The organism is Amycolatopsis sp. NPDC039088 (genome assembly GCF_055598845.1).
Genome location: NZ_JBVKAE010000007.1, coordinates 218124 through 241531 on the forward strand (window position 1 = coordinate 218124; position 23408 = coordinate 241531).

General features: G+C 68.0%; 20 protein-coding genes and 1 pseudogene. 17 read left to right on the forward strand and 4 right to left on the reverse strand.

The window, feature by feature from the left end:
• Positions 1–3: 3 nt before the first annotated feature.
• From ACZ7KI_RS11865 to ACZ7KI_RS11885, 5 genes are all read left to right on the forward strand, one after another.
• Positions 4–1635, forward strand: coding sequence for a tyrosine-protein kinase family protein (locus ACZ7KI_RS11865; protein ID WP_470273119.1), 1632 nt, complete (start codon positions 4–6; stop codon positions 1633–1635).
• Between the two features lie 15 nt (positions 1636–1650).
• Entirely contained in the window at positions 1651–2289 is a 639-nt protein-coding gene (locus tag ACZ7KI_RS11870) for a hypothetical protein (RefSeq protein WP_470273120.1), read from the forward strand.
• The gene (locus ACZ7KI_RS11875; RefSeq protein WP_470273121.1) at positions 2289–5381 is read left to right on the forward strand and encodes an ATP-binding protein; all 3093 of its coding nucleotides are present in this window, start codon (positions 2289–2291) and stop codon (positions 5379–5381) included. The genes ACZ7KI_RS11870 and ACZ7KI_RS11875 overlap by 1 nt, the downstream gene beginning before the upstream one ends.
• 56 nt (positions 5382–5437) lie before the next feature.
• Complete coding sequence (locus ACZ7KI_RS11880; protein WP_470273122.1) at positions 5438–8851, forward strand: hypothetical protein; 3414 nt, start codon at positions 5438–5440, stop codon at positions 8849–8851.
• Positions 8852–8943: 92 nt separating this feature from the next.
• Positions 8944–9621, forward strand: coding sequence for a DNA alkylation repair protein (locus ACZ7KI_RS11885; RefSeq protein WP_470273123.1), 678 nt, complete (start codon positions 8944–8946; stop codon positions 9619–9621).
• On the opposite strand, the gene ACZ7KI_RS11890 is transcribed toward ACZ7KI_RS11885, so the two are convergent.
• From ACZ7KI_RS11890 to ACZ7KI_RS11900, 3 genes and pseudogenes are all read right to left on the reverse strand, one after another.
• On the reverse strand, positions 9606–9800 hold the full coding sequence (locus ACZ7KI_RS11890) for an ANTAR domain-containing protein (RefSeq protein ID WP_470273124.1): 195 nt from the start codon (positions 9798–9800) through the stop codon (positions 9606–9608). The genes ACZ7KI_RS11885 and ACZ7KI_RS11890 overlap by 16 nt on opposite strands.
• Positions 9801–9925: 125 nt before the next feature.
• Positions 9926–10507 (reverse strand): annotated as a pseudogene (locus tag ACZ7KI_RS11895) (helix-turn-helix domain-containing protein); the annotation flags it as partial.
• A gap of 77 nt (positions 10508–10584) precedes the next feature.
• Positions 10585–10968, reverse strand: coding sequence for a nuclear transport factor 2 family protein (locus tag ACZ7KI_RS11900; protein WP_465507471.1), 384 nt, complete (start codon positions 10966–10968; stop codon positions 10585–10587).
• A gap of 123 nt (positions 10969–11091) precedes the next feature.
• Here ACZ7KI_RS11900 and ACZ7KI_RS11905 point away from each other — a divergent pair, with 123 nt between their 5' ends.
• From ACZ7KI_RS11905 to ACZ7KI_RS11940, 8 genes are all read left to right on the forward strand, one after another.
• A complete protein-coding gene (locus ACZ7KI_RS11905) occupies positions 11092–11652 on the forward strand; it encodes a PadR family transcriptional regulator (RefSeq protein WP_470273125.1) in 561 nt (186 codons plus the stop codon).
• Between the two features lie 49 nt (positions 11653–11701).
• Complete coding sequence (locus ACZ7KI_RS11910; protein WP_470273126.1) at positions 11702–12127, forward strand: VOC family protein; 426 nt, start codon at positions 11702–11704, stop codon at positions 12125–12127.
• A gap of 40 nt (positions 12128–12167) precedes the next feature.
• Positions 12168–12716, forward strand: coding sequence for a cysteine hydrolase family protein (locus ACZ7KI_RS11915; RefSeq protein ID WP_470273127.1), 549 nt, complete (start codon positions 12168–12170; stop codon positions 12714–12716).
• Positions 12717–12854: 138 nt separating this feature from the next.
• Positions 12855–13136 carry a metal-sensitive transcriptional regulator gene (locus ACZ7KI_RS11920; protein WP_470273128.1) on the forward strand — a complete coding sequence of 94 codons (282 nt, stop codon included), beginning with the start codon at positions 12855–12857 and terminating at the stop codon, positions 13134–13136.
• A gap of 31 nt (positions 13137–13167) precedes the next feature.
• Positions 13168–13374 carry a heavy-metal-associated domain-containing protein gene (locus ACZ7KI_RS11925; protein WP_037306153.1) on the forward strand — a complete coding sequence of 69 codons (207 nt, stop codon included), beginning with the start codon at positions 13168–13170 and terminating at the stop codon, positions 13372–13374.
• A 54-nt stretch (positions 13375–13428) separates the two neighbouring features.
• Entirely contained in the window at positions 13429–14400 is a 972-nt protein-coding gene (locus ACZ7KI_RS11930) for a hypothetical protein (protein WP_470273129.1), read from the forward strand.
• A gap of 28 nt (positions 14401–14428) precedes the next feature.
• Positions 14429–16684, forward strand: coding sequence for a heavy metal translocating P-type ATPase (locus ACZ7KI_RS11935; protein WP_470273130.1), 2256 nt, complete (start codon positions 14429–14431; stop codon positions 16682–16684).
• 186 nt (positions 16685–16870) lie between these two features.
• Positions 16871–18307, forward strand: a complete 1437-nt coding sequence (locus tag ACZ7KI_RS11940) for an MFS transporter (protein WP_470273131.1) — start codon at positions 16871–16873, stop codon at positions 18305–18307.
• Positions 18308–18400: 93 nt separating this feature from the next.
• Here the strand turns inward: ACZ7KI_RS11940 and aztA are convergent, their stop codons facing one another.
• Entirely contained in the window at positions 18401–19111 is a 711-nt protein-coding gene (gene aztA, locus ACZ7KI_RS11945) for a zinc ABC transporter ATP-binding protein AztA (protein ID WP_470273132.1), read from the reverse strand.
• Positions 19112–19158: 47 nt separating this feature from the next.
• Between aztA and aztB the strand changes: the two genes are divergently transcribed.
• Genes aztB through aztD form a run of 4 tightly spaced genes read left to right on the forward strand, consistent with a single transcriptional unit; the run spans position 19159 to position 23315 of the window.
• Entirely contained in the window at positions 19159–20010 is an 852-nt protein-coding gene (aztB, locus tag ACZ7KI_RS11950; protein ID WP_470273133.1) for a zinc ABC transporter permease AztB, read from the forward strand.
• Positions 20007–21212 carry a hypothetical protein gene (locus ACZ7KI_RS11955; protein WP_470273134.1) on the forward strand — a complete coding sequence of 402 codons (1206 nt, stop codon included), beginning with the start codon at positions 20007–20009 and terminating at the stop codon, positions 21210–21212. Before aztB ends, ACZ7KI_RS11955 begins: the two co-directional genes overlap by 4 nt.
• A complete protein-coding gene (gene aztC / locus ACZ7KI_RS11960; RefSeq protein ID WP_470273135.1) occupies positions 21209–22108 on the forward strand; it encodes a zinc ABC transporter substrate-binding protein AztC in 900 nt (299 codons plus the stop codon). The genes ACZ7KI_RS11955 and aztC overlap by 4 nt, the downstream gene beginning before the upstream one ends.
• Before the next feature lie 31 nt (positions 22109–22139).
• Positions 22140–23315: a zinc metallochaperone AztD gene (gene aztD, locus ACZ7KI_RS11965; protein ID WP_470273136.1), complete on the forward strand. Its 1176-nt coding sequence runs from the start codon at positions 22140–22142 to the stop codon at positions 23313–23315.
• Positions 23316–23408 lie beyond the last annotated feature (93 nt).

Here is a 23408-nt window from a genome sequence, read left to right on the forward strand (position 1 = left end):
GCCATGCCGGGAACCGTGATCACCTTCTACTCCTACAAGGGCGGTGTCGGGCGGAGCTTCACACTGGCCAACATCGCCGTCCTTCTGGCGCGGTGGGGGCATCGGGTGTTGTGCCTGGACTGGGACCTCGAAGCACCCGGTCTGGACGCCTACTTCCGGCCGAAGATGAGCGCGGCCCCGTCGGGCGGCGTAGTGGATCTGATCGACGACTTCCTCGCCGGCAGGCTTCGCCCCGGCGCGCACACGACCCGATTGACCGGCGTCGGGAAGCTCGATGTCATCACCGCGGGCCGTGCCGACGCCGCCTACGCCGGGCGGGTGCAGGGTCTTGACTGGGAATCCCTCTACGAACAGGGCTTCGGTGACTATCTCGAACGATGCCGTGAACAGTGGACGGCCGACTACGACTACATCCTGATCGACAGCCGGACCGGGATCTCCGACATCGGGGGTATCTGTACCGCCCACCTCCCGGACCGGCTCGTCGTCCTGTTCACGGCGAACGTGCAGAGTATGAAGGGCGCGGTAGACATCGCCGAACGCGCCAATGTCGCTCGTGACCGCATGCCCTACGACCGTCCTCAGTTGACTGTCCTGCCGGTGCTGTCCCGATTCGACGCCCGCGAGGAGTACGCGCGCTCGGAAGAGTGGCGGCGCATCTGTCTCGACGAGACGAAAGACCTGTACCGAAACTGGCTCGACCGCGAGGTCTCGCCCGACCTGATGTCGCGTCATCTCACGCTGCCTTACATCTCCTACTGGACCTTCGGCGAGCAGCTCCCGGTGCTGACGGAACTGAACCCGACCGCTGATCAGATCGGTTTCGCGCTGGAAACGGTCGCCGCGGTCGTTGCGCACGACTTCGACCGGACGGATCTGCTGGCGGAGAACCGGGACGCGTACGTCGGGGCGGTCCGCGCGGAGAAACGAACTTTCGAACACGACGTCCGGGTCAGTACGCCACGCCCCACCCGGCACCTCGCCGACCAGTTGATGAAGCATCTGGAGGAACTCGACGTCCGGCCCGTGTTGTCCTTGTCCGGGGAACGTTCGTTACTCGAGAGGACCGAGGACGACGCGAGGCATCTGTGCCTGGTCATCGACCGGGAAGTGAGCCGCTGGCAGTCCGCCGAGGTCGAACTGTTCCTGCACCGGACTCTCGGCCAGGACCGCAGGGTCATCCCGGTGCTCACGGCCGACACCGACCCGGACACGCTGCCGGGTTATGTCGGGAATCTGAGATTCCTGCAGCTCACCCCCACCCGGGGAGCGATGCAGATAGCCAAGGGCCTGGTGGACCAGCTCAACGGGACTACGGGACTTGTCGAATCACGAGAGCACGACATCGCGGGAGCGCTCAGGAAGACCGCGGACGCGAAGCTGCGCCCGCTGATGTGGGACCTGGTGGGCGAGATCGTCACCGAGCTGCAGATCGTGATCGGCGCGGGCGCGAGCGGACGCGCTCAAGAACTCGCCGAGGATCTCCTGCTGGCGATACGAGTCCGGTCGACGGACACCGAGTCGGACCATCGCGTGGGCGCGCCACCCGGCACCCGCGCGGTCATCGACTGGGCGATCCGGATCGCGGAGGCCAGGGCGACGCGACACGGATTCAGCGGATTTCTCGATCACTAGACGGAAGGATCACGGATGACGGATCGATTGGGACAGAAGCAGACCGCGGCGATGCTCGCGTTGATGGTCATCGCGCGCGAGGTACCCAACCCGGAACTCCGGGAGATCGTGGGTTTCCCGCTCGACGGGCAGGACCGCACCAAGCTCAACAAGCTGGAACTGGTCGCCAGCGAACGTAGCAGTGTGCTCCGCGGCCGTCCCTTCGTTCACGAGTTGACCGAGCGCGGCTGGGCTTGGTGCGAGGAAGAACTGAGCGTCGGTGAGGCGCCCTTGCCCAGAAGCAGCCTGGGTAGCGCCCTGTATGTCCTGCTCAGTGGCCTCGACAGACATCTTCGGCGGGAAAAGCTCCGCCTTGCCGACCTCTTCATGCCCGACGTCGAACTGACCGCCGACGAGATCGAGAGCCGGATCCGGATCGCCTATCGCAAACTGTCCCGTTCGCCTCGTGATTGGGTCGGGCTGGTGGACCTGCGACCGATGCTCGGCGGCGCGTCCGCTGTGGACGTCGACGCGGTGCTGAAGGAGCTCAGCCGTTCAGGCCAGGTGCATCTGGTGCCGGAATCGAATCGCAAGGCGCTCACCGCCGCGGACCACGCCGCGGCCATCCGTATCGGTGGTGAGGACAACCATCTGCTCTCGATCGAGGCGTCGTGATGGACGAGCTCGCAGCGCTCGCTGCCTTGCGCTTCGACTGGGCCGACACACCCGACCATGTCTGGCGTGATTCGCCCTACCACGTCGACGGTTTGCACGCGCCTGTCCTGGCACAGGTGAGCGCGGGGGTCCGGGAGGCCGTCTCCAGCGACGGCCCGAGCCCGATCGGGCTGGTCCTTCAGGGAAACAAGGGAGTGGGTAAGACACATCTGCTCGGCCTCGTCCGCAAGCAGGCCCATCAGGCGCGCGGCTACTTCTTCCTCAACGACCTCACTGCGGGCGACGCGTTCTGGGAGAACACGGCGGAAGCATTACGCCGGGGTCTTTCCCGGCTGGATGAGACCGGTGTGCCCCAACTCACCGGGTTTCTGCGCCGAGTCTGTCTTCGAGCCAGCCTCGACGCCGAGGTCACCAACAAGATCCTCACCGGACGAGGTCTGTCGAGGAGTGACGTCGACGCCTTCGTCGACGGTCTGCGGACCCTCGATCGGCAGGTGGCGAGTGAATGCGCCGACACGGCTCGGGCACTCGTGCTCTACGCGAGCGAGGATTCGAACAAGAACTACGTCGGCGACGACTTCTTGGGCGGGTTCACCGAATCGAAGTCCGGGGACCGTCGCAAATGGGGTATCCGCTCGGACCCCAAAACCGCCTTGTTCCAGGTGAAGAACATCACGAAGTTGCTCGCGCTCACCGGCCCGATCGTGATCGCCGTCGATCAGCTCGACACCTTGGTTGCCCGATCCGCGGTGGCGTTCCAGGAAGTCAAGTCCAGCAAGGAAGAGGACCTGCTGGTTGCCCAAATCGCGGACGGTCTGATGGGGTTGCGGGAGGTGACGAGAAGGACCATGACGGTCCTCGCCTGTCTGCCCGGCACCTGGGAGCTGATCAAGGACAAGGCCACCGACACCGTGCCGGACCGCTTCCGTGAAGCACTCATCCTCGGCCGTGTCACCGATGCCGCGGTCGGCAGGGCGCTCGTCGAGAAGCGCCTCGGAGTGGCTTATTCCGCGATGAAGTTCGTCCCGCCGCATCCCACCTGGCCGGTGTCGCTTTCGGCCTTCGAAGGCGACTGGGAAGAGCTGACCCCCCGAGAGGTATTGAAGCGGCTCGGTGCGCACATCGACACCTGCGTGCGCACTGGCGTGGTCACCGAATTGACCACATTCGACGACCAGGCGGTACGCCCGGCGGCGGCGCCGCGTCCGGTGGTGGCCGCCGACAGGTTCACCGAACTCGACAAGCGTTTCGAGGAGCTGCGGTCGGCGGCCGAGCCGTCGGCGCTGCTCGATCAGAGCACCGAGGACAAGGTGATGCCCGGCCTCCTTTCCGCCGCCCTTCGGGGGTGGATCACCGAGGTCGGAAACGACAACATGGAGTGGGTCTACGGCGCGCGCAGTGATCGGAACGAACTGCACGCATGGCTCACCCGGACCCTTGACGAGACCTCCGATCTGGAGGAGCACTGGGCGTTCCGGGCCATTTCCGTGCCGCATCCCATCGCCGTGCTGCACCGGTTCCGCAAGGCGCGGTCCGCGGCGGGGGTGCGCAAAGGCGCGGAGAACCGGCATTTGGTCCTGATCCGCAATTCACCCTGGTCGAGGGGCGTCAAGACCCAGCAAGAGATCAAGGCCTTCGAGAAAGCGGGTGGAAAGCGGAGCAGCTTGTCCGATTCGGACATCCGCACCTTCTGGGCGCTCGACAAGATGTTCGCCGAGGGAAGCCGAGAACTCCACGAGTGGCTCGTCGACCGGCGCCCAGCCGGCCGGTCCGAACTCTTGTCGGTGGTTCTCCCCGAGCCGCAACCGCAGTCCCTTCCCGGCACCGGGCCTGGCGTGGCTCATCCACCGATCCCCGAAGGGGAGATCACCATCGGCACGGTGGTCGGCAGCGGGAAACCGGTCAGGATCGAACTGGCGGCGCTGCGCAAACATGCCGCGATCTTCGCGGGGTCGGGTTCCGGCAAAACGGTTCTGCTGAGGCGGATCGTGGAAGAGTGCGCGCTGCAAGGGGTCTCGTCGATCGTGCTGGATCCAAACAACGACCTCGCGCGGCTCGGTGACGCTTGGCCGGACCAGCCGTCGGCGTGGGGGCCGGACGATGCTCAGCTCGCTAAGCGGTACCTGGCCGAGACCGACGTCGTCGTGTGGACCCCGGGGCGGGCCACCGGCAGGCCGCTCGCCTTCCAGCCACTGCCCGATTTCGCCGGTGTTCTCGACGACGAGGATGAGTTCAACGCGGCCGTCGAGGTCGCCGTGGCCACGCTCGCTCCGCAGGTACGGCTGACCGGCAGCACGGCGAAGACCACCGTCGGCCTCGCGGTGCTGCGGCAGGCGGTCGTGCACCACGCGCGTACCGGGTCGCGGAGCCTGCCGGAACTCATCGGGGTGCTCGAAGACCTGCCTGAAGGTGTGAGCACGTTGAACGACGGGAAGAAGGTCGCGGCGGATCTGGCCGAGTGGCTGAAGGCGGCCATGGTGAATGATCCGCTCCTGGCGGGTGGCGGCGAGCCGATCGACCCGGGTGTCCTGCTCGCTCCAGGGGAAGGAAAGCGAGCGAGGGTTTCGGTCGTCAGTTTCGTCGGGCTGCCGTCGGAGCAGCAGCGGCAGAACTTCGTCAACCAGCTTCAGATGGAGCTTTTCGCCTGGGCCAAGAGAAATCCCGCGGGTGACCGGCCGCTCGGCGCGTTGTTCGTCATGGACGAGGCGCAGATGCTCGCTGCGTCGGGCACGCTCACGGCCAGTACGCGCAGCACCATCGTCCTCGCCTCACAGGCCCGGAAATACGGCCTGGGACTGCTGTTCGCCACGCAGGCACCGAAGGGCCTGCACAACCAAGTCGTCGGCAACGCGATGACGCAGTTCTTCGGCAGGCTCAACAGCCCCGCCCAGATCGCCGCGGCCAACGAGCTCGCCAGGGCCAAGGGCAGCCCCGTCGACGACATCTCGAGGCTGGAACGCGCTCAGTTCTATGTGGCGGGGGAGGCGTTCGGCTTCCAGCAGGTGGCCACCCCCTTGTGCCTCACTCACCATCCGGCCAGCCCGCTCCGCATCGAAGAGGTGCTCTCCCGCGCTCGCGCCGACGCCGGGTGAAGCCACGACTCGTACGCCTCAACAACAACCGCGCTCGCTGGAAAGGATTTCGCACCATGGCAGGAATCTTCATCGCCGTCCAGCACGGTGACGGTCAGGACCGCACGTGGGGTCTCGACCGGAGTTTGAGTCACATATTCGGAAAGGACCGGATTCTCCGGTCGGGCGGTTCGGCGTCCGTTCTGGTGGTGCCCATCGGCCCCGAGGGGCTCGACGACCTCGACGACGAGACCCGGCAGGAGATCACCGACGCGTTGAGGGACGGGAAGAAGGTCGTCCCGCTCCTCATCGGGGAGGCTGTCATGCCCGCGGAAAGCGAGCTGCCTTCCGCGTTCGCCGGGTTGTCCCGTCTGCGGCACCGGCGGCTCGGTCTCCGCACGATGGAACAGGACATCGCGAGCCTGATCACCGAACTGATCCGGATCGAACCGGAATTGGGGATCGGCGTGGTCAACGGCCTCGAAGAGCTGCCGGAGTGGCTCGATTCCTGGCGGGACGAGACGCGTCCCGTGCTGCCGGAGACCCTCCCGGTACTCGGCCGGGACCGGGAGGTGGACCGGTTGTGCGCGTGGCTGGACGCCGCGCCGTCCATCCTTCCCGTGTACGCCGGCAGCCGTACCGAAGCCGCGTCCTTCGTGGCGACCGCCTTGGCGGCGCACCGGCCCGAGGTGCGCGCGGTCCGGGTGTCGAGCCAGGAAGGCTGGCGTCATTGCCGGAATCTGGCTACTCCGTTCGTCGTGGTGGTGGATGACCCCTCGATCGAGGTGGACGATGCCGGCGAAGGTCATGTCGTCGTCGTGCGCGGCACACCGGATCGGAACGGTGCGGATCTCTTGGTACTGCCCGGGATCCCGCGCGACAAGGCCGCCGAGGCATTCGCCGCGGCGGGTGTTCCGCCCGCTGACGCGAACACATACGCGGATCTGGCCCTCCGGAGTATCGGCTGCCTGCGCCGACGGCTCGGCGTCGCCGGTGATCTCCCGAGGTGGGTGAACCCCTTGGAGCGCGATCTCGCCGCGCCGCTCCTGCTGATCGGCCGGTGGTCGGCGGGATCGCGGCACGACCTGGACGAGATCGCCGCGATCGCCGGAAGGGAGATCGACGAGCTGGAGCGCTTCTTCGCCAGGGCCGAGGCAGGCGGCGACCCCTTGCTCGCCCGGTCCGGTGACCGGATGCGGCTGGCGGATCCTTACGACGCCTGGATTCTCCTTCGCGGCCGGCTGAGCGCGCAGGACCTGCGGCGCTGGCACGAGGAAGCCGTCAAGGTGCTCGCGGAGCAGGATCCCGGACGGACCTGGTCGGCGGAGCTGCGGCACGGGCTGGCGCGGAGCGCGGCGCTGCTGGCGGCCGAGGGGGCGACCACGCTTTCTGACGGCGTCTCGTGCGCCGATCATGCCGCACGTCTCGTCCGGGAACTGCTCGGCCGGGCCAACGACGACGCGGACGGCCTGCTCTGGCACTCGCTCGCCGATGTGCTCCCCTTGCTCGCCGAAGCGGCTCCGCATGAGTTCCTCGGCGCCGTCGATCACGCGCTGACCAGCGACCTCTCTCCGCTGAGCGGCTCGTCCGACGGTCTCACGGCGGCGTTGGAAACGGTCTGCTGGTCCGAGGACGCCTTGCCGATGGTCGTCTCTCTGCTGGCGGAGCTGGCGCGTCCGGGCCGAGGCGCGGGTGACCAGCCGCTCGAATCGCTGATCACTCTCGTGCAGCCGTGGTACCCGTACCTCGACCTGCCCGGCGGACAGCGGACGGACCTCGTCAAGGCGATCGGCCGCCGAACCCCGGAAACCGGCTGGCGGCTGGTCCTCGCGTTGCTGGGCGGTCCGCGAGGACATCTTCTCGCGAGTCCCCGGCGGCCCGCGGTCCGTCTCGAATGGACTGTGCCGGTGCCACCCGCCTCCGTCCCCGACGTTTCGGCGTTCCAGGATGAGCTGGTCACCTCGGGGTTGGCTGCGTTGGAGGAAAAGCCCGGTCGGTGGTGTGAGTTCTTCGAGCATCGGCCCGAGCTGAGCACCGCGCGGTGGGACCGCGTCGTGGAGGACCTCACGAGGCTGGACGTCGACCGGCTCTCGGCTGACGAACGCCTCCGCCTGTGGAACCAGCTCACCAGGTTGACCGCCGAGCACCGGCACTACGCCGGTTCCGACTGGGCGCTGTCGGAAGAATTGGTGCAGTGGCTGGAGTCCTGCGCCGAAATGATCGAGCCCGCGGTGAACCCGCGGCGGCATGTCCTGCTGTTCGGCCCTCATCCGTACCTGGAGGGTGGTGACTCCCTCGGTCAGGAGGCACGTGAAGCCGAGATCGATCGTCTGCGCCGCGACGCCGTCGGCGGTGTCCTGCGCGAACACGGTGTCGCGGGGTTGAGTGCTCTCGCCGCCGAGAGTGCCCAGCCCCGCCTGGTCGGAGTCATCGCGGCCGAGGTGGCCGGGGACGACATCCAGGACGACGCGCTCGCGGTACTGGGCCGCGAGGAATGGGCGTCCGGCTGGACGGGTGAGACGGCACGGTCGCGAGGCGAAGAGTGGTGGCAGGAGGTCGCGACGCAGCTCAAAGGGCAGGACAGGCTGGTCGATTACCTACTGGCGCTGCCCACGGAACACGCGCTGGCGCTCCTCGAGTCCGCAGACGACGCGATTCACGAGAAATACTGGGCTCGCGTCGGCCCCTGGCCGCTGCCGAAAAGACAGGAGTCGTCCTTCGTCACCCAACTCGCGCGGCGCCGGCCATGGGCCGCGGTCAAGGCCCTCGCGCTGGGCATACGGGCGGCCGAACCGCTGTCTCCGGCCGCGTCCCTTGTCGAGGACGTGCTTCTCCAGGCGTCCGGTGACGGTATCGAGCCACCCGACCGCAAAGCCGTCACGCGGGTGGGGCCGCTGCTGGACCACCTGGTGGAGGCCGGCGGTTCGGACGTCGCGGTCGCGCGGTTGGAGCTGCGGTATCACGCGGCACTCAAGCAGCACCGGAAGCCCCGGAGCCTCCAACGGATTCTCACCGAGAACCCCGTCGCGTTCGTCGATCTCTACACCCGGATCCATCCCGTCGACGACGATTTCCCCCGCGTCGAACTGGTCAACGCGTGGTTCGCGATCTTCGAGACGCGCACCATGCCGGGCGGTACCGGTTCCGGTCTCGACAGTGCCGCGCTCAAGTCCTGGGTTTCGCGGGCCCGCGCGGAGTTCGCCGAACGTGGCCGGGCCGAGTCCGGTGACCGGGCGATCGGCACCGTGCTGGCGAGCGGTTTCGCCCGCCCGGACGGCGGCTGGCCGCCGGAGCCCGTCCGGGACGTCCTGGACGTCGCCGACGGCGGGTATCTCCGGGAAGGCTTCGCCATCGGCATGACCGTCCAGGACGGTGACTCGCCGGACCTCGCCCAGCGCCATCGCGGCTGGGCCCGGCGGATCAACGTCGGCTGGCCGCGGGTCGCCGCGCTCCTGCGTGAGCACGCCGACGACCTGGCGCGGCGCGGATAAGGGTCGAGCAGCCGTGTGGAGGAGCCGAACAGCTCCTCCACACGGAAGCGCGTCGTAGGGTGAACGCCACCCGAGGCGGACAGGAGGCTGACGTGGCCGGGACGACGGTGGCCGAGGTGATGGCCGAACTGGCCGCGCTCGAGGATCCGAGAGCACGCCAGGTCAACGAGAAGCACGGTGACGATCACGGGGTGAACCTCGGCAAGCTGCGCGCGCTCGCCAAACGGTTGAAGACTCAGCAGGAGCTCTCCCGCGAGCTCTGGGAGACCGGCGACACCGCGGCGAAACTGCTCGCGCTCTTGATCTGCCGCCCGAAGGCGTTCGCACGTGAAGACCTGGACCGCATGGTGCGGGAGGCGCGGGCCCCGAAGGTGCACGACTGGCTGGTGAACTACGTGGTGAAGAAGAATCCGCATGCCGAAGAGCTGCGCCTGGCCTGGTCCGCGGATCCGGATCCGGTGGTCGCGAGTGCGGGCTGGGCGCTGACCACCGAACGCGTGGCGAAGAAACCTGAGGGCCTCGACCTCCCTCGTTTGCTCGACGTCATCGAGGCGGAGATGAAAGCCGCCCCGGACCGTCTGCAGTGGGCGATGAACCACTGTCTGGCGCAGATCGGCATCGACCACGCCGAGCACCGTGCCCGGGCGATCGACATCGGTGAGCGTCTGGAGGTCCTCAAGGACTACCCGACTCCGCCGAACTGCACGTCCCCGTTCGCGCCCGTCTGGATCACGGAGATCGTGCGCCGTCGAACTCAGCTCAGTCGTTGAGCGGCCTCGGATAGCTCGATTCCGTGCTGCTCGGCGCACAACGCCAGCAGTGCCGCGGCGGCGCGGCTGTCGACCTCGTGACGTTCCATGAGCGCGCCTTTGGCTCGCTCGATCGTCGCCATCTCGCGCCACAGGGAGGCGCGCCAGCGCGCGTCGCCGATGTTCTCGTTGGTCGTCACCGATCGAGGATCGCGCACTCCCGCTCGCGCTGAAACCCGCGCCCGGCACACTGACCAGGACGGGTGACGGTTCTGCCCCGATCGGCCCAATCGGGCGGCGGGGTCACCGGGAATCCGGCTCGCCGGGGCGGTAGCGGGCCTTTGATGTGGACGCGCTCGCCCTGCGGGCCCAGGATGCTGAGGAATTCCACCGAGTGCTCGTCGGCGTTGCCGAACCAGTGGGGGAGATGGGTGTCGAATTCGGCGACCTCGCCCGCGGTGAGGATGAAGTCCTTGTCGCCGAGCACGATGCGCAGACGCCCGCGCAGGACGTACAGCCAGTGGTAGCCCTCGTGTGAGCGAGTGTCGGGTTCGCGGTCGTCGGTCAGGCCCGCGGGCAGGATCTGCTTGAACGCCTGCAGCCCGCCTGGATTGCGCGTCAACGGCACGACGGTCATGCCGTTCCTGGTGAACGGCTGCAGATGGACGCGGGGGTCGAAGGCGGCGGGCGCGCCGATCAGCTCGTCGACCGGGACGCCGAAGGCGCGTGCCAGGGGGAGCAGGAGTTCCAGGCCCGGTTTGCGCTGGCCGGATTCCAGCCGGGACAGCGTGCTGATCGGGATGCCGGTGGTCTCCGACAACGCGGTCAGCGTGACCTCGCGACGACGGCGCAACGCGCGTAACCGGGGCCCGACCGCGGCCAGCACCGCATCGACGTCATCGCTCATACCGGCACTATGCCCACGCTTTGCGCGTTCCGCAAAGACCTTTGTCCAATTGCCGAAATCGGTGACGTCGGCAGGATTCAGCCCAGCGCGTCGGCCTTGATGGCTTCGAACTGGGCGCCCATGCGCGCCGCGAGCGCCTCCGCCGCGCGCAGCGGCCGGACCATGACCTTGAAGTCGGCGATCTTGCCTTCGGAGTCGAAGGTCAGGAGGTCGCAGCCGTTGATCCGCAGCCCGTCGACCATCGCTTCGAACTCGTAGACGTGGTGCGCGCCGTCCTGGATCTCGCGGACATAGCGGAAGTCCTCGAACACGCGCAGGACCCCGCGCAGGATCGCCGCGGTGATCGCCTTGCCCTGATACGGCTTGAACGCCACAGGGCTGGTGAAGACCACGTCGTCGGCGAGCATCGCCTCGATCGCGGCGGCGTCTTTCGCCTCGACGGCCTGACGGAACGTGGGCATCACGATCTCCTCATAGTCAACTTGTTGAGTAGATGCCGCGAGCGTAGGCGATCGCCGCGCGAGTGTCCATCGAAGTGACTAATCAACTTTGCGACTAATCCATCAGCTGACTAGCATCACCTCATGGCGCTGCGGAACGCGATCCTCGCGATGCTGCTGGAGAGTGAGTCCTCCGGCTACGACCTGGCGAAGAGTTTCAACGCGTCGGTCGCCAACTTCTGGACAGCGACACCACAGCAGCTCTACCGGGAATTGGACAAGATGGAGTCACAGGGCCTGGTGACGGCACGCGTCGTCGAACAGCTGCGCCGTCCGAACAAACGGCTCTTCTCCCTGACCGACGCCGGGGCGGCCGAACTCGCCGACTTCACCACGCGAGCACCGAAACCGACCGCGATCCGCGACGAACTGCTCGTGCAGATCCAGGCCGTCGAAGCGGGCGACGCCGAGGCGATCCGGCGCGCCGTCGTGGACAGGATGGCCACGGCCGAAACGAAACTCAAACGGTTCGAACGTCTCCGGGAGCGCCTCCTCGGTGACGCCACCGAGCCGGACTTTCTCGCCACCGCGCCCCGTGTCGGCCCCTACCTGACGCTCGCGCGCGGGATCGCGTTCGAACAGGAGAATATTCGTTGGTGCGAACAGGTTCTCGCCGTTCTCGATCAGCGTGCGGCGGCGATCTGAGGTTCACTGCAGGTACTGAGGGATGGGTAGAGCGCCGGAGGTGAGCCGCGTGGTCGAGCCGAAGAAGGGCCCGACGTTTCGTCAGGTGGTGCTGGACGGCACCGACGTCCGTGCCCTTGCCGAGTTCTACCGGCGGCTACTGGTGTGGGACTACCGTCCCGGCGACGAACAGCCGGCGCCCGGAGCCGAGCGTGACAAAGACTGGCTCGTCTTGAGAAATCCGGTGGACGGCGTACAACTCGCCTTCCAGCAGGTCGATCGGCTTCCCGAAGCGAGCTGGCCGGACGCCGTCCCGGTGCCCCAGCAGTTGCACCTCGACCTGACCGTGGACTCCGTCGAGGAACTCGACGAGCAGCACGACCGCGTTCTCGAGCTCGGTGGCAGGCTGTTGCTCGACCGCAGCGACGACCCCGGCGAACCGCTACGCGTGTACGCGGATCCGGCGGGGCACCCGTTCTGCGTCTTCGTTGTCTGACGCACCTCAGGTGCGGCCGTCTGCTGGAGGGAAGCCCGTCATGACCACCGCGCTGATCGTCGGTGACCTCCAGCGAGGCATCACGGACGATTACCCGTTCGCCGGACAGGTTTTGCCGCAGGTCACCGAACTGCTTCCGCGTGCCCGCGCGGCCGGGGTTCAGGTCGTGTTCGTGCACTTCGCGCTGCGAGGGAACGGTGCCGACCTGCCGCCGGGCAACGCGCTGGTCAGGTCGTTCTTCGAAGCCGGGGACACCTTCCATGAGGGGTCGGCCGGCACCGAGCTCGCCTTGCCGGTCGCCGACGAGGACGTCGTCGTGCTGAAACGCCGTGCCAGTGCTTTCGCCGGTACGGATCTCGACTTGGTGCTCAGGGCGGGCGGCGTCGACACCGTCGCGATCGCCGGGGTCGCGACGAGCGCGATGGTGGCCGCGACGTGTTACGACGCGGCGGACCGGGGCTACCACGTGACCGTGTTCCGTGATTGTTGCGCCGACGGCGATCCGGCGATGCACGACTTCTTCATGGACGCCGTCTTCCCCAGCCGGGGATTCGAGGTCGTCTCCTCCGCGGAGTGGCCGAAGCGATGAGCCACCGCATTTAGTCCTCTAAGTGCGGGAATTTGAGCACCCTCGCCTTGTTCCCTAGGTGACGTGGCATACGTCACGGGGGTATGCCCATTGCCCTACCCCCCTAGGGTATGTAGGGTCGGTTTCAGGAGGTCGAAGATGCACGGATACGCGCAAGGCAAAGAGGAATACCTGACCAGGTTGCGGCGGATCGAAGGGCAGATCCGGGGCCTGCAGCGGATGGTCGACGAGGACGAGTACTGCATCGACATCCTCACCCAGGTCTCCGCCGCCACCAAGGCGCTGCAATCGGTTTCGCTCGGGCTGATGGACGAACACCTCAAGCACTGCGTGTCCGACGCCATCGCCAAGGGCGGCGCCGAAGCCGACGAGAAGATCAAGGAGGCGAGCGACGTCATCGCCCGCCTCGTCCGTTCCTGAGTCACCCGAACAAAACCGGAGGAGAACCACGATGAGCGAGACCACCTACACCGTCACCGGCATGACCTGCGGCCACTGCGTCAGCTCGGTCACCGAGGAGGTCGGGAAGATCAGCGGCGTCACGGACGTCCGTGTCGACCTGCCGACCGGTGCCGTGACCGTCATCAGCTCCCAGGAACCCGAGGTCGCCGAAGTGCGTGCGGCCGTCGAAGAGGCCGGATACGAGCTGACCGCCTGATTCGCGGGACGGCTCCATGACAGCGGGCCCATGGTCCGCACTAAGGACTTCACGATGAACACAACAGCGAAGCTCTCCGCCTACGGTGTGGCGCTTGCCCTGGTCGCCGGTGGCGCCTGGGTCGCCGGTAGCGCTGTCGGTCCCTTCGCCGGCGCCGCCGGCCTGCCTGGCGGCGAGGACGCCGGGCACGGGGACGCTCACAGCGGCACTGTCGCGGAGGCGGCGCGGACCGATGAGCCCGGCGGGCTCGCGTCGTCCAGGGGCGGCTACACCCTCACGCCCACCACCACGACGCTCACCGCGGGCACGACCCACCCTTTCTCGTTCCGCATTCTCGGCCCTGACGGCGCGCCGATCACCGCCTACGACGTCGAACACGAGAAGCGGATGCATCTCATCGTCGTCCGCCGCGACACGGCTGGCTTCCAGCACGTGCATCCCGAACTGGGGGCGGACGGCACGTGGACGGTGCCGCTCGCGTTGCCGGAGGCGGGTTCCTACCGCGTCTTCGCCGACTTCAAACCGTCGGGCGGTACGGCCACCACGCTGGGCGTCGACGTCGCCGCGGCCGGGGATTTCCGGCCTGCCCAGTACCAGCCGTCGCGGGTCGCGAACGTCGATGGCTACCAGGTCCACCTCGACGGTGACCTGACGCCGGGCCGGTCGTCGAAGGTGACCTTGACGGTGACCAAGGACGGCCACGACGTGACCGACCTGCAGCCCTACCTGGGAGCCTACGGGCATTTGGTGGCCCTGCGCGGTGGCGACCTCGCCTACCTGCACGTCCACCCGGACGGTGAGCCAGGCGATGGCCGAACCGAACCCGGACCCGCCATCACCTTCTTCGCCGAAGTCCCGTCGGGTGGCACTTACCGACTGTTCCTGGACTTCCAGCACCAGGGGAAGGTCCGCACCGCGGAGTTCACCGTCGCCACCACGGGTACCCCCGCCACTTCTTCGGCTCCCGGCCAAACCCAGCCTCCGGCGGACGACCCCGGGCATGGCGGGCACGGCGGACACGGCTGACCGCGAGAGTCGAAAAGGAGTGAGCACAATGACATCCGATGTCGACCAGGTGCGGAGGACCGAAGTCGAACTCGCGATCACCGGGATGACCTGCGCGTCCTGCGCGATGCGCATCGAGAAGAAGCTGAACAAGCTCGACGGGGTCACCGCGACCGTCAACTACGCCACCGAGAAGGCCAAAGTCACCTATCCGGCCGGTATCGAGCCGCAGCGGTTGATCGAGCAGGTGGAGGCGGCCGGCTACTCGGCCGCCGTACCCGCCCCGGCGAAGACCGCCGACCCCGGCGAGCCTCGGGAAGAGGCCGATCCGAGCGCGCCGTTGCGGCAGCGGCTGATCGGATCGGCGGTGCTGTCGGTGCCGGTGATCCTGCTGGCGATGGTGCCCGCCCTGCAGTTCACCTACTGGCAGTGGATCTCCTTGACGTTGGCCGCGCCGGTCCTGGTGTGGGCGGCGTGGCCGTTCCACAAGGCGGCGTGGGCGAATCTGCGCCACGGCGCGGCCACCATGGACACGCTGATCTCGATGGGCACCCTGGCGGCTTTCCTGTGGTCGTTGTACGCCCTGCTGTTCGGGACCGCCGGGACGCCGGGGATGACGCATCCCTTCGAGCTGACCGTGCAGCGGATGGCCGGTGACGGCAACATCTATCTCGAGGTCGCCGCCGGTGTCACGACGTTCATCCTCGCCGGACGTTATTTCGAGGCCCGCTCCAAGCGGCGGGCGGGTGCGGCGTTGCGGGCCTTGCTGGAGCTGGGCGCGAAGGACGTCGCGGTCCTCCGGAACGGCAAGGAGGACCGTATCCCGGTCGATCAGCTGGTCGCGGGGGACGAGTTCGTGGTCCGGCCGGGCGAGAAGATCGCCACCGACGGCGTCGTCACCGAAGGCAGTTCCGCCGTCGACGCGAGCATGCTGACCGGGGAGAGCGTTCCGGTCGAGGTCGGCCCCGGGGACGCGGTGGTCGGTGCGACGGTGAACGCGGGCGGGCGGCTCGTCGTCCGTGCGACACGGGTCGGCGCGGACACGCAGCTGGCGCAGATGGCCAAGCTGGTGGAGGACGCCCAGACCGGGAAGGCGCAGGTCCAGCGGCTGGCGGACCGGGTGTCGGCGGTGTTCGTGCCGGTCGTGATCGCGCTTTCCGTCGGCACGCTGATGTTCTGGCTCGGGGCGGGCGGTTCGGTCGCGGCGGCGTTCACCGCGGCGGTCGCCGTGCTGATCATCGCCTGCCCGTGCGCGCTGGGCCTGGCGACGCCGACCGCGTTGCTCGTCGGCACCGGCCGCGGGGCGCAGCTCGGGATCCTGATCAAGGGACCGGAGGTGCTGGAATCGACCCGCGCGGTGGACACGGTCGTCCTCGACAAGACCGGCACCGTGACCACGGGGCAGATGTCGCTGGTGGCCGTGCACGTCGCCGACGGCGTCGACGCCGAGGAGACGCTGCGACTGGCCGGCGCGCTGGAAGACGCGTCGGAGCACCCGATCGCGCAGGCCATCGCCCGCTCGGCACGCGAGCGGATGGGTGAGCTGCCGTCCGTCGAGGGCTTCACCAACGTCGAAGGCCTTGGCGTGCAAGGGATCGTCGACGGCAAGGCGGTACTGGCCGGGCGCAGCGCCCTGCTGGAAGAGTGGGCACATCACCTGCCGGAGGAGCTCGCCGGGGCGAAGGCGGCCGAGGAGAAAGAGGGCCGTACCGCGGTCGTCGTCGGCTGGGACGGGAAGGCCCGCGCCGTGCTCGTCGTCGCCGACACGGTCAAGCCGACCTCCGCCGAGGCCATCACGCAGCTGCGGTCGCTCGGGCTGACGCCGGTCCTGCTCACCGGCGACAACGAGGCCGTGGCCCACGCGGTGGCGGCGGAGGTGGGGATCACCGAGGTGATCGCGGAGGTCCTGCCCAAGGACAAGGTCGACGTGGTCAAGCGGTTGCAGGGTGAAGGCAAGGTGGTCGCGATGGTCGGTGACGGCGTCAACGACGCGGCCGCGCTGGCACAGGCCGACCTCGGCCTGGCGATGGGCACCGGTACGGACGTCGCCATCGAGGCGTCGGATCTCACCCTCGTCCGCGGGGATCTGCGGGCGGCGGTGGACGCGATCCGGCTTTCCCGGCGGACACTGCGCACCATCAAGGGCAACCTGTTCTGGGCCTTCGCCTACAACGTCGCGGCGCTGCCACTGGCCGCGGCCGGGCTGCTCAACCCGATGATCGCCGGTGCCGCGATGGCCTTCAGCTCGGTCTTCGTGGTCACGAACAGCCTGCGGCTCAAGGGATTCCGCAGCACAGCCAGCTGAGCGTCGAAAGCACTCGCGCGACACCTGATTAGGTGTCGCGCGAGTGCTTTGTGCGTTGTAGCGAACCTTGTGACCAGGGCGACACGATTACCCCCTGGGCGTACTTGCGTCCCGCACTGGATCGAGCCTATGTTCAGGTTCGTCAGATACCCCCTAGGGGTATTAAATCCAGAAAGGACGGTCGTCATGGCCGAGACAACCCCGGACCCGCGACGGTGGTGGGCGCTGGGCCTCATCGCGTTGGCCCAGTTCATGGTCATCATGGACACCTCGATCATCGGCGTCGCACTACCCGCGATGCAGCAAGACCTCGGGTTCTCCCCGGGAGCCCTCTCGTGGGTGTTCAACGCCTACGTCATCGCGCTGGCCGGGTTGCTGCTGCTCGGCGGACGCCTCTCGGATCTGTTCGGGGCGCGGAAGATGTTCACCGCCGGCTGGGTCGTGACCCTCGGTGGTTCCGTGGTCGCCGCGGTCGCGGGCACCGCGTGGGTCGAACTCCTCGGCAGGGTGCTGCAAGGCGCGGGCGCGGCGCTGATCGCGCCGTCCGCGCTCACCCTGCTGATGATGCTGTTCGGCGCACGCCCTCGGGAACTGACCAAGGCGCTCGCGCTCTACGGCGCGGCAGCCCCCGCCGGGGGTACCGCCGGGGTCTTCCTCGGCGGCGTGATCACCGAGTGGCTGTCCTGGCCGTGGATCTTCTGGCTCTACGTCCCGATTTCGCTGATCGCCATCCTGGCGACCGGAAAGCTGATGCCTTCCGCGCCCGTCCGGAGTGGTTCGGTCGACCTCGCCGGCGCCGTCGTGGCGACCGCGGGCCTGGCGCTGACCGTGTTCGGCGTCGTCCGCGCACCGGAGGCGGGCTGGGCTTCGGCGGGTACGTGGGGAGCGTTGGCCGGTGGCCTCGCGCTGCTCGCGGTGTTCGTGGTGATCCAGCGGGTCCGCGAAGTGCCGTTGGTGCGGCTGGGAATCTTCCGGACACCGAACCTCGGCGGCGCGAACCTCGCGCAGTTCCTGCTCGGCGCGGCGTGGATCCCGATGTGGTACTTCCTCAACCTGTATCTCCAGCAGGTCCTGAATTACGGCGCGTTCGCCAGCGGGGCGGCGCTCCTGCCGATGACCGTGCTGATCGTCGTGCTGATGGTCGCCGTCGCACCGCGGTTGATCGGCCGTTTCGGGACGAAGAAGATGATCATCGGCGGATTGTGGGCGCTCGCGGCGGGCCTGGTGTGGCTGTCGTTCGTGAGCCCGACCGGCAACTTCGTCGTCGACGTTCTGCCCGCTTCGCTGGTCGCCGCACTCGGTCAGGCGCTCGCGTTCATCCCGTCGCTCGGCACCGCCATCTCCAGTGCGAAACCGGAGGAAGGCGGACTCGCGTCGGGGATCGTGAACACGTCTTACCAGATCGGTTCGGCACTCGGCCTCGCCGCGATGACCGCGGTCGGAGTGTCCTTCGGCGCGGGGCGGACCGGTGACCCGGTCGCGCTGACCAGCGGGTACTCGGCGGCGTTCCTCGGTGCCGCCGGAATCGCGATCGCCGGCGGCTTCCTGGCGATGGCCACCCTGCGCGAGCCGTCGCCCGCGCCCAGCGAAGTCGCCGGAGGTGATCCGGCGGTGTTGCGATGACCGGCTGTATCAGCGGTCCGTGAAGGCCTCCTTCCCTACCCTCACCGTAGGGAAGGAGGCCTTCACGGACTTACGCCCACCGGCGGCCGGATCTCAGTCGGTCAACGGGATTCCCCAGGCCTCCGCCACCTGACCGGAAGTCAGTACCGAACTCGGCGGACCCGCCGCGACGAGGTGTCCGTCCCGCAGCAGCAGGCAATGATCCGCCCGGCGCGCGACCGCGAGATCGTGGGTGACCCGCAGGATCGTCGTTCCCTCGGCGAGCGCGGCTCGCAGTGCCTCGTCGATCATGGTCCGGGCGTGCAGATCCAGACCGGCCGACGGTTCGTCGAGCAGCAGCAGCCCGGCTTGCTGCGCCAGTCCTTGCGCCACCAGTGCCCGCTGACGTTGGCCACCGGACAAGGTGCCGAGCATCCTGTGCGCGATCGAGATGATGTCGAGTCGTGCCATGCATTCCTCGACCACTTCACGGTCCATGGTGGACAGTCGGCGCCACGGGCCGCGGTGTGCCCAGCGGCCCATGGTGACGGTGGCGCGCACGGTGATCGGGAGCGACGAGGACACCTCGCTCTGCTGGGTCACGTAGGCGACCCGGCGGGGATCGCGCCGGGTGCATGAACCGGCGGTCGGCGGCAGCACCCCGGCGACGACGTTGAGCAGCGACGACTTGCCCGCTCCGTTCGCGCCGACGACCGCGGTGAGGCGCCCGTGCGGCACTTCGGCGGTGACACCGCACAGCACTTCCCGGTGGCCGTAGTGCGCGTGTACGCCGTCGAGCGTGAGGGCCGTTGTGTCCGAGTTCATCCCACCTCATTCAGATAATGACAATCGTTACCATTATAGTGGTTCGCGTGGAGTGGTTACTGGTCCCCTTCGAGGTGTCCTTCGTGCAGCGAGCGCTGGTGGCGGGCGTGCTCGTGTCGGTGGTGTGCGCGGTCGTGGGCACCTGGGTGGTGTTGCGGGGCATGGCCTTCATCGGCGACGCCATGTCGCACGGCATGTTGCCCGGCGTGGCGATCGCGTCGTTGACCGGCGTGAACCTGCTGATCGGCGCCGCGGTCAGCGCCGGGGTGATGGCGCTCGGGGTCACGGCATTCGGCCGCTCGAAGCGGTTGTCGGAGGACACCACCATCGGGCTTCTCTTCGTCGGCATGCTCGCGAGCGGCGTGATCATCGTGTCGCATTCACGGTCGTTCGCCGTCGATCTCACCGGGTTCCTCTTCGGTGACGTGCTCGCTGTCGGCTCCGCCGATCTGGTGGGCCTGGCGATCACGCTGGTCGTCGTGGCGGTGGTGGCGCTGCTGGGACACCGGGCGTTCACCGCGCTCACCTTCGACGTCCGCAAGGCCCACACCCTGGGCCTGCGTCCACGCCTGGCCAACGCCGTGCTGCTGGCGCTGGTCACGCTGACGATCGTCGCTTCGTTCCGCGTGGTCGGGACGCTGCTGGTGTTCGGCCTGCTCATCGCCCCTGCGGCGGCGGCGCTCTTCTGGTCGCGGCGGATCACCACGATCATGCTCGTCGCGGCGCTGCTGGGTGTCGCGGCCACGGTCGGCGGTCTGCTCGTGTCCTGGCACTGGGGCACCGCGGCCGGCGCGACCATCGCCGCGGGCGCGGTCCTGTTGTTCTTCCTCTCCGCGTTCCTTTCCTTCGCGCGACAACACTTCCGTTCCCCGACACTGGAGATCGAGCGTTCACGATGAGACTCAAGAAGGGCAGGGCGGCCGTCGTCCTCGCGGTCACGGCGATGACTCTGGCGGCCTGTGGCGGCGAGCCACCACGAGACACCGCCGCGGAGGTCCCGCACGGCTATGTCGAAGGCGCTGAGGAAGCCGCCGAGGCGCAGTCACGGTTGATCGTCGCGGATCCCGCGTCGGGTGCCGTGCGCGTGGTCGACCTGATCACCGAGGAGGTGCACGAAACCGGGCGCGTCGAGGGCGTGCGCGGCTTGGTCGGCGACGGGCGATTCGGTTATCTGACCGGCGGCGACGGGTCGGTTCGCGTGATCGACAGTGGAGCCTGGATGGTCGACCACGGCGACCACGTGCACTACTACCGTGCGAAACCCCGGGAAGTCGGCTTGGCGCCAGGAAAACAGCCGGTGGGTGCCTACAGCGATCCGGTGGTCTCCGTAGTGTCCTTTTCGGACGGTTCGGCGACCGTGCTCGACCGGGCCGCGCTCGACAAGGGCTCCGTGGCCGAACTGGGCAGGATCGTGCGAGAGCCGCACGCCGGCATCGCGGTGCCCTACGGCAAGCACATCCTGGCTTCGGTGGCAGACCCCGGCAAGCCGTACGCGCACCGGGTGCGGGTCCATGACCGGCAAGGAAAACCCGTGGCGGAGCTCGAACCGCCGTGCCCGGAACTGCAGGGGCAGGCGGTGACCCGACGGGGTGTCGTCTTCGGCTGCGCGGACGGCGCGCTGCTGGTCACGGAAAAGGACGGCACCTTCACCGGCGAGAAGATCCCGTACCCGGCGGAAGCCGCCACACACGAGCGCGCCACCACTTTCTTCCATCGGCCGGGCGGTACCACGCTCGCGGCCAAATCCGGGGACGACGCCGTGTGGTCACTGGACGTCGGGCGCCGGACCTGGCGGTACCTCGAGACCGGACCGGTCGCCGCGCTGAGCGCGGTGGGGGAGGGCGGCCCCGTCCTGGTGCTGGCGCGCGACGGCAGCTTGCGCGCCTACGACGGTGTCACTGGGAAGGAGCAGACCCGGATTCCGTTGCTCTCGCCCGAAGCGGCCGCGGCTCCCTCCGTGCAGGTCGACACGACGCGCGCGTACGTCAACAACCCGCTTTCCGGAGAGGTGTACGAGATCGACTACAACGACAACCTCCGTCGCGCCAGGACGCTGAAGGTCGACGGCAAGGCCGGTCACATCGTGGAGACCGGCCGATGAGCCGCCGGATGCTCGCCGTGGTCGCCGCGGTGCTGCTTGCGGTCGCCGGATGTTCCGCCAGCGGCGAGGGCCGGAATTCCGTCGTCGTCACCACGAACATCCTCGGTGACATCACCCGCAACATCGTGGGGGATCAGGCCGAGGTGACCGTGCTGATGAAACCGAACGCCGACCCGCATTCGTTCGGGATCTCCGCGCAGCAAGCCGCACAGGTCGAACGCGCGGGGCTGATCGTCTACAACGGACTCGGGCTCGAAGAAGGCATGCTGCGCACGGTACGCACCGCCGAGGAGAACGGCGTGGCGGCCCTTCCCGTGGGGGAGCGGACGAACCCGATCGACTACGCGGGTGGCACCAAGGATCCGCATTTCTGGACCGACCCGGGCCGGGTGCGCGACGCGGTGAAGGTGATCGCCGACGAGATCGTCGCCCGTGTCCCCGGTGTCGACGAAAAGGTGATCCGGGCCAACGCCGACCGCTACCGCGGCGAGATCGAGGCGCTGGACGCCACGATGACCCAGAAGTTCGGGAACATCCCGGCAGAACGCCGGAAGCTGGTCACCAACCATCATGTTTTCGGTTACCTCGCCCAGCGTTACGGCTTCGAGGTGGTCGGCGCCGTGATCCCCGGCGGAACGACCCTCGCCTCGCCCAGCTCTTCGGACCTGAAGGCGCTGGCCGACACCGTGCGTTCGGCAGGCGTGCCGGTCATCTTCGCGGATTCCTCCCAGCCCGACCGGCTCGCACGGGTGCTGGCCGAGCAGGCGGGCCTGCACGTGGCGGTGCGCTCGCTGTTCTCCGAATCGCTCAGCGAACCGGGGCAGGGCGCGGCCACCTACCTGGACATGATGCGCGCCAACACCGAGTCGATCACCACCGGCCTCACCCACTCTTGAAAGACCTGGCACAGAAGAAAGGTGCAGTTGAATGGCACGCCCCACCCGATACGCCGCACTGATGACGACGGCGGTGAGCACGCTCGCGCTCGCCGCCTGCGCGACCGGAGAACCGGCGCCGCAGGCTCAAGGTGCCGCCCCGATGGCGGCGGCCGTCGTGGCCGACCCCGTCGCCGTCACCTACGACGGGGGAATCCTGTTGCTCGACGGGAAAACCTTGAAGGTGGCCAAGAACCTTCCGCTCGACGGCTTCAACCGGCTCAACCCGGCCGGGAACGACCGGCATCTGCTGGTCTCCACTTCCAGCGGCTTCCGCGTGCTCGACGCCGTCGGCGCCGTGCTGACCGACACCGAGGTCAAGGCGGCCAAACCGGGGCACGTCGTCCGCCACGCCGGGAAGACGGTGCTGTTCGCGGACGGGACCGGCGAGGTGACGGTGTTCGATCCGAAGACACTCGGCGCCGCGGCTCCGCCCGCGCCGAAACACAAGACGCCGGAAGCCCATCACGGCGTGGCCGTCGAACTCGCCGGTGGCGAATTGGTCACCACCATCGGCAACGAGGACGCCCGCCCCGGCATCGTGGTGCTGGACAAGGAAAAGAAGGAGATCGCGCGCAACGAACAATGCCCCGGCGTGCACGGTGAGGCCGCCGCGCGCGGCGAAGCGGTTGTGATCGGCTGCGAGACCGGCGTCCTCATCTATCGCGACGGCGCCATCACCAAGGTCACCAGCCCGGATCCCTACGGCCGCATCGGCAACCAGGCCGGTTCGGACCTTTCGCCGATCACCTTGGGCGACTACAAGGTCGACAAGGCTGCGGAACTCGAGCGTCCGACCCGGGTGTCGCTGATCGACACCGAGAAGGCCACGCTCAAGCACGTCGAACTCGGGACCAGCTACACCTTCCGGTCGCTGGCGCGTGGCCCGCAGGGCGAGGCACTGGTGCTGGGCACCGACGGGCAGATCCATGTGATCGACCCGGTGGCCGGCACGGTGACCAAGAAGATCGCGGTGCTCGGCTCCTGGCAGGAACCGCTCGAATGGCAGCGGCCGCGACCGGCGATCTTCGTCCGTGGCGGGACCGCGTATGTCACCGATCCGGGCAAGAAGGAGATCCACGCCGTCGATCTCGCCTCCGGTACGAAGACGACGACCGGAACGCTGCCCGGAACGCCGAACGAGATCAGCGGGGTGCTCGCCCACTAGAGGGGGCGTGGCTGCTGACACGGTGGGAACACCGCAGCCTCAAGTCGGAAAGTCCGTGAAGGCCTCCTTCCCTACGCTTAAGGTAGGGAAGGA

Excerpts from the sequence above, each read along its gene's own strand:
- ACZ7KI_RS11915 (WP_470273127.1), top strand. The coding sequence starts at position 12,168 with ATGACCACCGCGCTGATCGTCGGTGACCTCCAGCGAGGCATCACGGAC.
- ACZ7KI_RS11900 (WP_465507471.1), bottom strand. The coding sequence starts at position 10,968 with ATGCCCACGTTCCGTCAGGCCGTCGAGGCGAAAGACGCCGCCGCGATC.
- ACZ7KI_RS11865 (WP_470273119.1), top strand. The coding sequence starts at position 4 with ATGCCGGGAACCGTGATCACCTTCTACTCCTACAAGGGCGGTGTCGGG.
- ACZ7KI_RS11935 (WP_470273130.1), top strand. The coding sequence starts at position 14,429 with ATGACATCCGATGTCGACCAGGTGCGGAGGACCGAAGTCGAACTCGCG.
- ACZ7KI_RS11870 (WP_470273120.1), top strand. The coding sequence starts at position 1,651 with ATGACGGATCGATTGGGACAGAAGCAGACCGCGGCGATGCTCGCGTTG.
- ACZ7KI_RS11955 (WP_470273134.1), top strand. The coding sequence starts at position 20,007 with ATGAGACTCAAGAAGGGCAGGGCGGCCGTCGTCCTCGCGGTCACGGCG.
- ACZ7KI_RS11925 (WP_037306153.1), top strand. The coding sequence starts at position 13,168 with ATGAGCGAGACCACCTACACCGTCACCGGCATGACCTGCGGCCACTGC.
- ACZ7KI_RS11905 (WP_470273125.1), top strand. The coding sequence starts at position 11,092 with ATGGCGCTGCGGAACGCGATCCTCGCGATGCTGCTGGAGAGTGAGTCC.
- ACZ7KI_RS11875 (WP_470273121.1), top strand. The coding sequence starts at position 2,289 with ATGGACGAGCTCGCAGCGCTCGCTGCCTTGCGCTTCGACTGGGCCGAC.
- aztC (WP_470273135.1), top strand. The coding sequence starts at position 21,209 with ATGAGCCGCCGGATGCTCGCCGTGGTCGCCGCGGTGCTGCTTGCGGTC.
- ACZ7KI_RS11940 (WP_470273131.1), top strand. The coding sequence starts at position 16,871 with ATGGCCGAGACAACCCCGGACCCGCGACGGTGGTGGGCGCTGGGCCTC.
- ACZ7KI_RS11930 (WP_470273129.1), top strand. The coding sequence starts at position 13,429 with ATGAACACAACAGCGAAGCTCTCCGCCTACGGTGTGGCGCTTGCCCTG.
- ACZ7KI_RS11920 (WP_470273128.1), top strand. The coding sequence starts at position 12,855 with ATGCACGGATACGCGCAAGGCAAAGAGGAATACCTGACCAGGTTGCGG.
- ACZ7KI_RS11880 (WP_470273122.1), top strand. The coding sequence starts at position 5,438 with ATGGCAGGAATCTTCATCGCCGTCCAGCACGGTGACGGTCAGGACCGC.
- aztD (WP_470273136.1), top strand. The coding sequence starts at position 22,140 with ATGGCACGCCCCACCCGATACGCCGCACTGATGACGACGGCGGTGAGC.
- aztA (WP_470273132.1), bottom strand. The coding sequence starts at position 19,111 with ATGAACTCGGACACAACGGCCCTCACGCTCGACGGCGTACACGCGCAC.